At 58.9% G+C, this 11802-nt stretch carries 10 protein-coding genes and 1 riboswitch; of the genes, 7 read left to right on the top strand and 3 right to left on the bottom strand.

The genetic code is table 11. From position 1 onward, the window contains the following. Nucleotides 1–346 precede the first annotated feature (346 nt). Genes CK219_RS29610 through CK219_RS29600 form a run of 3 tightly spaced genes read right to left on the bottom strand, consistent with a single transcriptional unit; the run spans nucleotide 347 to nucleotide 4805 of the window. On the bottom strand, nucleotides 347–1402 hold the full coding sequence (locus CK219_RS29610) for a hypothetical protein (RefSeq protein ID WP_063169411.1): 1056 nt from the start codon (nucleotides 1400–1402) through the stop codon (nucleotides 347–349). Then, complete coding sequence (locus tag CK219_RS29605; RefSeq protein WP_063169412.1) at nucleotides 1399–3465, bottom strand: hypothetical protein; 2067 nt, start codon at nucleotides 3463–3465, stop codon at nucleotides 1399–1401. Before CK219_RS29605 ends, CK219_RS29610 begins: the two co-directional genes overlap by 4 nt. Before the next feature lie 2 nt (nucleotides 3466–3467). Next, complete coding sequence (locus CK219_RS29600) at nucleotides 3468–4805, bottom strand: metallophosphoesterase (protein ID WP_063169413.1); 1338 nt, start codon at nucleotides 4803–4805, stop codon at nucleotides 3468–3470. Between the two features lie 491 nt (nucleotides 4806–5296). On the opposite strand from CK219_RS29600, the gene CK219_RS29595 reads away from it, so the two are divergent. The 7 genes from CK219_RS29595 (at nucleotide 5297) to CK219_RS29565 (ending at nucleotide 11280) form a co-directional block, all read left to right on the top strand. After that, on the top strand, nucleotides 5297–5560 hold the full coding sequence (locus CK219_RS29595) for a hypothetical protein (protein ID WP_082826710.1): 264 nt from the start codon (nucleotides 5297–5299) through the stop codon (nucleotides 5558–5560). 317 nt (nucleotides 5561–5877) lie between these two features. After that, nucleotides 5878–5994, top strand: a riboswitch (TPP riboswitch). A gap of 103 nt (nucleotides 5995–6097) precedes the next feature. Next, on the top strand, nucleotides 6098–7933 hold the full coding sequence (gene thiC, locus CK219_RS29590) for a phosphomethylpyrimidine synthase ThiC (RefSeq protein ID WP_063169414.1): 1836 nt from the start codon (nucleotides 6098–6100) through the stop codon (nucleotides 7931–7933). Beyond that, nucleotides 7930–8931 (top strand): glycine oxidase ThiO, encoded by a 1002-nt coding sequence (gene thiO / locus CK219_RS29585; RefSeq protein WP_063169415.1) that lies wholly within the window; start codon nucleotides 7930–7932, stop codon nucleotides 8929–8931. The genes thiC and thiO overlap by 4 nt, the downstream gene beginning before the upstream one ends. After that, a complete protein-coding gene (thiS, locus tag CK219_RS29580; protein WP_024504260.1) occupies nucleotides 8900–9097 on the top strand; it encodes a sulfur carrier protein ThiS in 198 nt (65 codons plus the stop codon). Before thiO ends, thiS begins: the two co-directional genes overlap by 32 nt. Nucleotide 9098: 1 nt before the next feature. Further along, on the top strand, nucleotides 9099–9872 hold the full coding sequence (locus CK219_RS29575; RefSeq protein ID WP_024504259.1) for a thiazole synthase: 774 nt from the start codon (nucleotides 9099–9101) through the stop codon (nucleotides 9870–9872). Continuing rightward, nucleotides 9869–10474 carry a thiamine phosphate synthase gene (locus tag CK219_RS29570; protein WP_063169416.1) on the top strand — a complete coding sequence of 202 codons (606 nt, stop codon included), beginning with the start codon at nucleotides 9869–9871 and terminating at the stop codon, nucleotides 10472–10474. Before CK219_RS29575 ends, CK219_RS29570 begins: the two co-directional genes overlap by 4 nt. Next, nucleotides 10465–11280: a hydroxymethylpyrimidine/phosphomethylpyrimidine kinase gene (locus CK219_RS29565; RefSeq protein ID WP_063169417.1), complete on the top strand. Its 816-nt coding sequence runs from the start codon at nucleotides 10465–10467 to the stop codon at nucleotides 11278–11280. Before CK219_RS29570 ends, CK219_RS29565 begins: the two co-directional genes overlap by 10 nt. Nucleotides 11281–11802 lie beyond the last annotated feature (522 nt).

The raw sequence follows: 11802 nt of genomic DNA, 5'->3' as shown, positions 1-11802 counted from the left end.
CAAGGGAATCGCAAAACCGAATTGCAGGAAAACAGCGTCCAAATACCGCTAATCCTGCAATTCCAAAGCCGCTATCCGCCTCAATCAACAGGCCAGATCAATGGCTTGCGGATAGTTCACGGCCGACTCACTATTTCTATGCTGAACAGTCTCGCCTGAGTATATGTTTTAGCTAGTCGCTAATTAGACGGAATTCTGCCAGTCTGCATTCCCCCCTGATCTGATGTAGAGCAGCTTCCAAGTGGGAATTAGCCCCCCATCGACCGGATCGGGCGACACGAACATGCGCTGAAGGCTTGGCGGAACGGCTACTGGGACCATGATGCTACTCGAATGCAAGATAGTGTCAGAACGTCCCGGGAAGGCTGCAGGCAGGGGATGTCAGGTCAATCAGCCTATAGATATGATACCGCCCATTCGCTGAGACTTCACGATGGGCATAGGAGGTGGGAATTCTTGCCTTGAGATGGACGCGGCTGTCGGAGCAGGCGAGCACGGCAGCAGCGATGGCCTGAACCTTCGGGCCGCTGACAAAAACGTTCACCACCGCACGCGAGCCGAACCCGTCGAGATACGTCTCGAAAGCATCGAGGTGGGCCATCAGCCCGAAAGCCTGGATGTCGCGAACTTCGCCATCTTCGAGCCGGTGGGTTTCACGTACCTTGGCCACCTGTTGATCGAGCAAAGCATCGATATGCGCATTCTTGTCGCTTCTTGGGACGAGGAGCGAGATCCGTTCCGGACTGACGATATCGATCAATCCGTAGAATACGTCGGCATCTCCTCCGATCCCCACGAGCAGGACTTTCTCTTCGCCCATTCCTCCGCTGCCTTGAAGATGAGGGACGGTGACGTATCGGTCCAAGCCGCTGGAAAAATCCTCTTTGCCGATCGCGTTCCCGTAGATACCTTCGGCGTACCCGAATTCGAGAGACTGAATCGACATTTTCTTGAATGCCACCGCAATCAGCCATTGGATGTAGATTCGCGGCATCGTCGAGCACTCGACGAAAACCTTCCGCAGGCTTCCTTCGTATGAGCCACATGAAGCGGCCATCTGAGTGAGCAGGTGATCGAGGAGATTGATGTTCTTCTGATACTCGATGGAAGGCTCGAGGGTGATCACAGTCACTTCGACGCCCCATCGGGTACCCATAGCGATGAGCTTTCGCCGGTTTTCTTCGACGGCTGGGACGTTCGCTTCCTTCAGAGCAAAGTCCAGAACCACGATCTTGCCGACCTTCAGGTCAAGATGGTTTTCGAACGCGGCGAAACGCGTTTCCCATCCAAGCGCGACGATCGCGATATCTGCCTCCATCGTTTCGCAGGTACCTGCATCTCTCGCCTTCTCGGTGACGGCCAGATGGCCGAAGACTCGATACTCGACAGTTGAAGCGGTCATTCGAGATCGCTCTCGAAAAGCGAGTGCTGGAATTCGGTCTTGAGTGCGGGCCGCGCGACGAGCTCCTTAAACACCGAGTCGGCCCAGTCTTCTGGGAGCCGATGCCTGGTAAAAAGCAGGTCGACCATCCGCGCCGCAGGGATTGTGTTGATTTCGTACGGGCCGCGATAGGAGAACCCGAAGTAAGGTGCAAATCGCCGATGCAATCTGATCATCATCTCCTTCGATGCGGGGTCGGCGCGGTCCACCTCAAAGTTGCCGGCGGCGGAGACCTCCCGGATAAACCCATCCCTTTCCGCCCGACGCAGGACCTCGTCCAGTTTTCCGCTGGGTTGCTCCAGTCGGTTCACCAGCGAGCGCATTTCCTTTAGATCAACCCTGAAAATGCCTCTCTCTGTCGTTCCTAGAGCATTTTCTTCGGCAAACTCTGTCTGGAGGCGAGCGGTCAGGTAACCCAACGCCCGCACCATGCGCACGCTCTCTTCTTCGTACGGATGTGAAAGCGCCTGAAGTCCATCAAGCTTCCGTTGAGAGGCGGCGTTCACAGCCTGTCTCTGCTGTTCGAGATGAATCTGTAAATCCGAGTTGATGAATTCCACCAGTTTTCGTGGATCACTGGAACTCGGAACACTGCGGCGGAAGATCTCTCCCATTATATCAAGGAAATCGCGTATACAGACGTCGCTCAATGATGTGATGATCTGGTGCCCTACGTACGGGTAGTCATGCAGACGCAGCATCTGGCACGCTTTCAGAAAAGCCCATCCCTGTTTCCGGGCGATCGACCTCTTCAGATTTGAAGCATCCGCCTTGCTCATGGGCCGGCGCTTAATTTCCGGGTTCATGAGCGCGAGCGCCAGCCCTTCGGCATAAGGGCGCGCTTTTCGATCAAGAAGGAATTGCTGCTGATCCGCCGTCCTCAAATTCACGGAGAGGAATTCACGTGCTGCATCAGCAAGTGCCACAAGCTCTTCTCTGCCCTCGGAATGACCCGATATGATAACCCGCTCGATGATGTCATTGACGGAAAGCCGCCCCAGCCGGTTTTTGAGCGAAAACGCGCTGAGCGCATCGTTGCGCTCGAGATCACTCCGCAGATGGTCAGGAAGCGCATAGTACAGCCGAAGCGACGACACGTTCTCGCACAGCGTGGCGAACTCCCTCGGATCGACTGAATCAAGATTCTCGACGTCCCGGTCAGCATTCGAGAGCGACTGGCCGGGTATGATCGTCCGGATCGTGTCGTAGAGGCCGCCGATGTAGGCGAGGACCCATTTCACGTTGCCGCGCGTCTTTCTCACCAAGGTGTTCAGGAACTGCTGTTGGAGCGGTGTCAGTGCTTCACAGTCGTCAATCAGTATCTTGAAGAAGGGCGCCCTGTCACCGGCGAAAGATGGGCCATTTAAAAGTGGAGTGATCGCGGTCGCGACCTTGTTAATGATCGCGCCAGGGTCTGTTGCTCTGAAGCCGGTCGCTCCGGCATCGGCGGCAAAGAAGAACGCGTTGAAGCATTCGTCGACGTACCGGGTTATCCCACCCCGCAGCTCATCGATGCTGAAGAAGTCGAGACGGGCAGGTTGGGGTATGAAGTGCAGCACTTCGCGATGCAGTGCCAGGGCGACGTCCCTATCTTCGGAGGCCCGGTATTTCAAGTGGCCGTCGCGTCTGAGCTGGCCGATGCTCTCGAGCAGGCGTTCGACTATCTTCAGCTCCAGATAGTGAGAGAAGATTACGAATTGCCGCGGGATCACGGCGGCCGTGTCGAAGCGTATCCGCTCCGGAATGAGGTTCAGAACGGCGTTGTCGATTAGGGGCGAGAATGTCTCATTGAGCTGGAAGAAGACGCCATACCAAGCGAGCTTGCCGACTTGGTCCGAGAGACTTTTGTCTTCAAGAATATGGACTGTGGAAAGCGAGCGAAGAATGCTGGTCTTGCCGCTGCCTCTCGTCCCTGCGACGAAGACCGGCTTGGCGGCGGCAGAAATCAACGCCGACTTCTGACTGAACCACAGTATCGGGCGGCTTTCGTACTCGATCCTGTTGGGGCCGAACGGATTCTCCATCGCTATTCGTCCCTTACCTTAATGCGCCAAGCCGAGTTTGCCTTGGTGAGGCCGTCTATCTCGATGAAGCGCGCCGCTTGGAGCATCAGAAGAGAGTCTTCCAGATCTAGCCCGAGCTCGGCGGAGGCAGCAATCTCAGTGATCTCGTCCCAGAAGAGTAACCCATTCCCGCGCCTGGTGGCATGGTCGCGCAGTCGGCGCAGCAGGTCAAACGTGTCGTTGTTCAGAAAGGCCTTGCCGTTGGACATGGTCGAAATAAAGCAATGTTCGCCTTCCATGACCGTCCCGTCGGCGACATTGGTGCGGTAGGGTATAAGTCGGATGCCGACGAGCTCTCCCTGATCGGTCGTGAAGAAGACGAGCTCATTGAAACCTGACTGTATCTCTGGTGCTGAGATGCAGATCAATTTGCCGTCCGGAAACCTTGGATCGTTGACGATCTCGACCGGATCAGCATGTATGTGTCCATGCAGGTAGACGATAGGCTTGTTGCCCTGCAGCAGCTGAGTTCTGACAAATCCGCTGTTGAGCATCTCCGCGTATGGCGTAATGCGCGGAGTCTTTTGTGGCAGCAGATTGTGATGGCCGATTATGATGCCGTAACGCATGTCGGGCTGCTGGAGCAATTCCTGTAGGCCTGCAAGCATCTCACGCGAGATGTATGGCGTGTCCATCTGACCGTAATACTCGTCGTCGGACGCCTCCTTGTCTGGATCGCTGGGAGGTGTCGCGGGCGAATGTCCCGAGATGTCCGGCGAGCCGAGATCTAGAGGCTCTGTAGAAGGACTGAGTGCCTCGAGACGATCACGAAGGAACGCGGGAAGGTTTTGAAGCTCCCAACTGCCTATCGCTGTGTTGACGAGGATGAAGTTTGCGCCTGCGGATCCTGTCGGAAGTCTGAAGTGCACGGGTTGGTCCACGGGAACGGTCTGCCAACCCAAGCGGGCGGCTAAACTCGCCATTTCGCTGAATTTCTCAGTCGGTCCAAGTTCGCGCGCGTCATCACGGTTCACATCGTGATTTCCCGGTACGAATATCAACGGAAGCGCCTTTGAACTGCGTCCCTGTGCGCGGCAGAGCAACGTGAAATGCTGGAATGCCGAAGCAATGAAGGTCTTGTCGCCACGGCTCGTGAAATCCCCCATGAAGGCGATCGAATCCAAGGGCTTCGAAGTCGTCAGCCGCCGAAGTTTCGTCAAGACGGCACGCAGCGAAGACGCGCGTAGCTTCTGCGTTATTTTCGGAGCGAACTTGCTATCCTTGGCATCGATGTTGCTAGAGGAAGGATGCCAGTCCGGATAGTGAATATCGCCTACTTGAAGGATTCGCACCCGCCGCATAACTCGCCCCCCTGCCGAGAGCCATAGACTAATCCGTTCGCTTTTGCCAAGCGCGAACGATCATCCGCAGTGTCCTTAACGAGGTAGCCTGCACTTTTCGAGAATTGCCACGGCGGCTATTTTTCGGCTGTGAAGCACACGAGACCCGTGACGTGAGACCCAGTTGCTCAATGCCCAGTTGCTCAATGAGCTTTCTTACGAATAAGGGAGAATTTCCGCGGCCGGACTATCTCTGAGCGAGCGTGCATGACTGCCAACGGAAGGTCTTGCACGCACCCTTGCGATCTTGAGCAATGGTCGCCATGACTTTCTTCTTGCAGGCTTTTGAGTGGCCCAGCCTGCGATCACCAGACCCCACCGATTCTAAAGAGCGTGGCAGATGGGATAGTCGAGGTTGCCCGTGCACAGTCACGCTCAGGGCTTGCGCCGCCCAGAGGACACGCTGAAAAGGCAGATTGGGGCGCAAGCACGCCATTCACGAGAGGTTCGACATGAAGACCATGCAAGAAAAAGACATTCCGGCATTCGTACAAGCAGTTGTGGACGCCGGCTGCAAAATTTGCGCGATTGGCAACTTGGGATACGTCTTTGGCGATGCTGATTTCACGCCAGCGCAACGGAGGGCCGTCGAGCCACAGCTGCGTAGGATTGCTGAAATCTACGGCGAACGCGATCATCTCATGAACGAGATAGCTGTATATCTGCGGTCGATCGGACGCCATGTCGAGGTTGAGCCGAAGACAGGTATTTCCTGATGGCCGTGATCGCGAGAAGCCGTCTTCCAACCTCTGAATCCTAAAGGAGGTGACCCCCAAGGCCGTTCGTCACCTTCGACCAGAATAACCACATCCGTGACCGCCTGAGCTACTTGGTCGATACGCGCACATGGCCAATACAGTTTCTCCATCCTTCACGAAGCGAATGAGGCTTTGGCCATTCAGCCCCGGTCTACGGGGCGTGACTTGTCCCCGATGCATGCGCGAGCTCTCCGCCCGGCTGGCCGCCGGTCGTCGCCACCGGCCGAAGGCGCCCGAATGCGCTTGACAAGATAGCGTCAGCCCGTTCAACCTAAGGCATTCACCAGGGGAGTCCCGGCAAGGGGCTGAGATACTGCTGGCTTTCGCGGCGCAGTGACCCGTTGAACCTGATCCAGTTCATACTGGCGTAGGGACGGTGCAAGCGCTTTGCGGGAGTTTACGCCCGAGGTCCTGTTGCAGCAGGTCTACAGAAGCGTCTTTTCATCCTTCCGGCACAGAACTGGGTCTCCAATGCATGAGCAAAGGAGCCTCACGATGAATGCCCTCACCCCCGCCGTATCGACGGGACCACTGCCCGCCTCGCGGAAAATCCACAAGCCCGGCGTCCTCTACCCGCAGATCAGGGTGCCGATGCGCGAGATTTCCGTCCATCCGACGGCCGGCGAACCGCCCGTCACCGTCTACGATCCGTCCGGCCCCTACACCGATCCATCAGTCGAAACCAGCATCGAAAAAGGCCTTGCCCGGCTTCGCCACGAATGGGTCACGGCGCGTGGCGATGTCGAAGCCTATGACGGCCGCCACGTCCGGCCGGAAGACAATGGATTCGCCACCGGCGAGCGCCTGACACCGGAATTTCCGATACGCAATCGGCCGCTCAAGGCCAAGCAGGGCAAGGCGGTGACCCAACTTGCCTATGCGCGCGCCGGCATCATCACGCCAGAAATGGAGTTCGTAGCCATCCGCGAGAATCTCGGCCGCGAGGTGATGCGCGGCAAGCTGCAACGCGACGGCGAAGCCTTCGGCGCGGCGATCCCAGATTTCGTCACACCCGAATTCGTGCGCGACGAGGTGGCGCGCGGGCGCGCAATCATTCCCGCCAACATCAATCATCCCGAGAGCGAGCCGATGATCATCGGTCGCAATTTTCTGGTCAAGATCAACGCCAACATCGGTAACTCGGCTGTCACATCGTCGATGGCCGAAGAGGTCGAAAAAATGGTCTGGGCTATCCGCTGGGGCGCGGACACGGTGATGGACCTGTCGACCGGCCGCAACATCCACAACATCCGCGACTGGATCGTGCGCAATGCGCCGGTGCCGATCGGTACGGTGCCGCTCTATCAGGCGCTGGAAAAGGTCAACGGCATCGCCGAGGATCTGAACTGGGAGGTCTACCGCGACACGCTGATCGAGCAGGCCGAGCAAGGCGTCGACTATTTCACCATCCACGCCGGCGTGCGGCTGCACTACATCCCGCTGACCGTCGACCGGGTCACGGGCATCGTCTCGCGCGGCGGCTCGATCATGGCCAAATGGTGCCTGCACCATCACCGGGAGAGCTTCCTCTACGAGCATTTCGAGGAGATCTGCGACATCGCCAGAGCCTATGACGTCTCCTTCTCGCTCGGCGACGGCCTTCGTCCCGGTTCAATCGCCGATGCGAACGACGCGGCGCAATTCGCCGAACTGGAAACACTTGGAGAACTCACCAAGATTGCCTGGGCAAAGGACTGCCAGGTGATGATCGAAGGCCCGGGCCATGTCCCCATGCACAAGATCAAGCAGAACATGGACAAGCAGCTCGCAGTGTGCGGTGAGGCGCCGTTCTACACGTTGGGGCCGCTGACGACCGACATCGCGCCGGGCTATGACCACATCACCTCAGGGATAGGTGCCGCCATGATAGGCTGGTTCGGCACCGCAATGCTTTGCTACGTCACGCCGAAAGAGCATCTCGGCCTTCCCGACCGCAACGACGTCAAGATTGGCGTGATCACCTACAAGATAGCCGCCCATGCAGCCGATCTGGCGAAGGGCCATCCGGCAGCGAAAACCAGGGATGATGCCCTTTCGCGCGCGCGCTTCGAGTTCCGCTGGGAGGACCAGTTCAACCTGTCGCTCGACCCCGAAACCGCACGGTCCTTCCACGACCAGACCTTGCCCAAGGAGGCGCACAAGCTGGCACATTTTTGTTCGATGTGCGGGCCGAAATTCTGCTCCATGCGCATTTCCCACGACATCCGTGCCGAGGCCCAGAAGGAAGGCATGGCGGCAATGGCGGCAAAATACCGGGAGGGCGGCGATCTCTACATGCAGGCGGACGAGACTGGCGTACCGGTCGTGCCAGAGGCTCCCAAACCATCATGAGGGTGCTCGTCAAAGGGGCCGGCGTTGCCGGCCTCACCGTCGCTTTCGAACTCGCCGCCCGCGGCGCGACGGTCACCGTCGCCGAGATGCGGCATGGCCTTGGTGGCAACGCGTCGTGGTTCGCCGGCGGCATGCTGGCGCCATGGTGCGAGCGCGAAAGCGCGGAGCAGCCGGTGCTGGATCTCGGACGCGATGCTGCCGACTGGTGGGATGCGGTGCTGTCGGGTCAGGTGACACGGGCCGGGACATTGGTCGTGGCCGCGCCGCGTGATGCCGGTGAGCTTGACCGGTTCGCCAGTCGCACGTCAGGGCATCGGCGCGTCGATGAAAACGAAATTGCGCTCCTGGAACCCGACCTCGCCGGCCGCTTCCGGCGTGGATTGCTCTTCCCCGACGAGGCTCACCTCGACCCACGCCCGGCGATGGCGGCACTTCATGACAAGCTTGCGACCATGGGTGTCAAATTCCACTTCGGCTGCGACGCCCGGCCTGTTTCGGGATTCGCCCGTCAGATAGACTGCATGGGAATGGCAGCGGCCGATGACAGGCTGCGCGGTGTTCGCGGCGAAATGCTGATCCTTCGCACGCCTGATGTCTCGCTGTCGCGGCCGGTCCGTTTGCTTCATCCACGCTTTCCGCTTTATGCCGTGCCGCGCACCGATCACCGTTTCATGATCGGAGCGACGATGATTGAAAGCCAGAGCGCCGGACCGGTGACGGCGCGTTCCATGATGGAGCTGCTGGGCGCCGCCCATGCCCTCCATCCGGCCTTTGGTGAGGCCGAGATCGTTGAAACCGGTGTGGGTGTCCGTCCGGCATTTCCCGACAATTTGCCACGCGTCGAAACAGACGGTGAGATCATCGCGATCAACGGTCTTTATCGTCACGGTTTTCTCCTCGCCCCCGCCATGGCGCGCCAGGCTGCCGACCTGGTTTTCAGTCAAGACAGAACCAAGGAGCATGCTCATGAAACTGATGGTCAACGGCGAGGCGCGTGAGATTGCCGCCACCACGCTGGCCGAGTTGCTTGCCGCGCTCGACTATGAGGGCGATTGGCTCGCCACCGCCGTCAACAGCGACCTCGTGCACAAAGCCAACCGCGCGGAGTTCCAGTTGAGCGACGGCGACCGGATCGAAATCCTCTCGCCCATGCAGGGCGGCTAGCATGTTGGAGCTTTATGGAACCGAGCTTTCGTCGCGCCTGCTTCTCGGCACGGCTCAGTATCCTTCGCCGGCCATCCTTGCCGATGCAGTCAAGGCATCGGGCACGTCGGTGGTGACCGTCTCGTTGCGGCGTGAGATGGCGGGCGGTAGGGCCGGCGAACAATTCTGGTCGTTGATCCGCTCGCTGGGCGCCAGAACCCTGCCCAATACCGCCGGCTGCCTCTCCGTCAAGGAAGCCGTCACCACCGCGAAAATGGCGCGCGAGGTCTTCGGCACCAACTGGATCAAGCTCGAAGTGATCGGCAATCACGACACGCTACAGCCGGATGTGTTCGGTCTGGTTGAAGCCGCCCGCATCCTGTGCGAGGACGGCTTTGCGGTATTCCCCTATACCACCGACGATCTCGTTGTCGCCGAGCGGCTGCTGGAAGCGGGCTGCAAGGTCCTGATGCCGTGGTGCGCACCGATCGGTTCCGCCTTGGGACCGGTCAACATGACGGCGCTGCGCTCGATGCGCGGATATTTCCCTGGCGTCCCGCTGATTGTGGATGCGGGGCTCGGACGGCCGTCGCACGCGGCCACCGTCATGGAACTCGGCTTTGACGCCGTGCTCCTGAACACAGCGGTCGCCAAGGCGGCAGATCCGGTCGGCATGGCGCGTGCTTTCGGTAAGGCGGTCGACGCCGGTCGTGAGGCGTTCAGTTCGGGAATGCTCGAACCGCGCGACGTCGCCGTGCCATCGACACCGATGGTCGGCAGGGCCGTTTTTTCATGAAGCTCGATCCCTTCTACCTGATCGTCGACAGCGCCGCCTGGATCGAAAGGTTGGCGCCGCTCGGCGTCAAGCTGATTCAGCTTCGCATCAAAACCATGGATGAAACCGGGCTGCGCGCGGAGATCCGCAAGTCGAAGGCCTGGTGTGTCCAACACAAAAGCCAGCTCATCATCAATGATTATTGGCGCCTGGCAATCGAGGAAGGCTGCGATTTCGTGCATCTGGGCCAGGAGGATTTGCAAACGGCCGACCTCTCGAGGATACGGGCAGCGGGCGTCAGGCTCGGATTGAGCACGCATGATCATGTCGAGCTGGAAACGGCCATGTTTGCCGAGCCCGACTATGTCGCGCTCGGTCCGATCTATCCCACCACTTTGAAGAAAATGAAGTGGGCACCGCAAGGGCTAGAGCGGATCAGCGAGTGGAAGCGGCGGGTGGCGCCGATCCCATTGGTCGCCATCGGCGGCCTCAACCCCGACCGCCTCGACGGCGTCTTTGAGGCCGGCGCCAACAGCGCCGCAGTGGTCACGGACATCACGTTGAGCTTCGACCCCGAAGCGCGCACGCGAGAATGGATCGAAAAGACGGACCGATGGCGATGAGACGAGAACCGCATGTGCTTGTCGTTGGCGGATCAGATTCCAGCGGGGGTGCTGGAATAGCACGCGACATCGAGACGATCTCTGCCGTTGGCGTGCGCACCTGTCTCGCCGTCACAGCGCTAACGGTGCAAACGCACGACGCCGTGATCGAAATCCATCATTCGCCACCCAGCATGGTGGCCAATCAGATGTGTGCCGCGCTACAGGCCAACGACGTAGCCACAATCAAGATCGGCATGCTGGCGACTGCCAAGATCATTGTTGCCGTTGCCGCAGTGCTGCGCAAATTTCCGCAAGTGCCGGCAGTACTCGACCCTGTGCTGGCCTCCACCTCAGGCCGCGCACTTCTGGAAGCAGGCGCTATCGCTGCCATGAAGCGCGATTTGATGCCGCTTTGCTGCATTGTCACGCCCAACCTTCCTGAACTGGCGCTCCTTACTGGTTCCGAACCGGCTTCGGATGAGGACGGTGCGCTCCAACAAGGACAAAGACTGCAGGCCGTCGGCCCTCAGGCCCTGCTGATCAAGGGTGGGCACGCGTCGGGTCCCCGATCGGCCGATATTCTGTTACGCTCCGATCATGAACCCATCCACTTCGACACGCCGCGCCTTGCTATATCGATGCGCGGAACAGGTTGCATGCTGGCCAGCGCGATTGCGGCGCATCTGGCGAAGGCGAAGTCGCTCGAAGATAGCGTGCGCGAAGGCAAGCTGTTTGTGTTCGAGAAGCTTCAGAAATGCCGGCTGAATAATCACAACGTTCTGCGTCCAGCCAAGCAGACCCATTTTCCAGAATTTTTCCAGTAGCGAGACTGGAGGGCTACTGCTTCTCTATGCCATCCTTACAACGCGTTGAGTTCCACTGTGCCGTCCAGAATTATCTGTCGTTGTCCAGAATTAAGCCGGGCTTAGAACTGAAACGAACCCGCCGAAAGGTACGAGCGGCCCTCACTCGATAAGGGTTACCAAACCTATTCCTGTGGGCTACCAATCCGCGTGGTGGGTGGCCTTAGGTTACCAATCAGTGTGGCGTCCGGAATTATCTGCCTCTCTCCGGAATTAAGCCGAGATTAGAAGATCGGTGCGGTATTGCGCCCGGTCAAACCGTGTCGATTTGCGGCGTAGCCGACGTGTCTCACGCTTGGCGGCGTCGCACGCTGGTCCCGATTGTCGCCCGAATATCTGCCTACCGGCGACAGTGAATGCGCCAAGCTAGACCTTCGTCGATAGGGCGGCTCCGGTTTACCAATCCTGTCGTCCTAGGTTGACCAATCCGTTGTCGACCGTGAGCGGGTTTACCAATAAGGGCGGCTATATTCTGCGCAAACC

The sequence above is a fragment of the Mesorhizobium sp. WSM4313 genome, from assembly GCF_002294725.1.
GTDB lineage: Bacteria > Pseudomonadota > Alphaproteobacteria > Rhizobiales > Rhizobiaceae > Mesorhizobium.
This window is presented reverse-complemented; position numbering and strand designations above follow the sequence as displayed.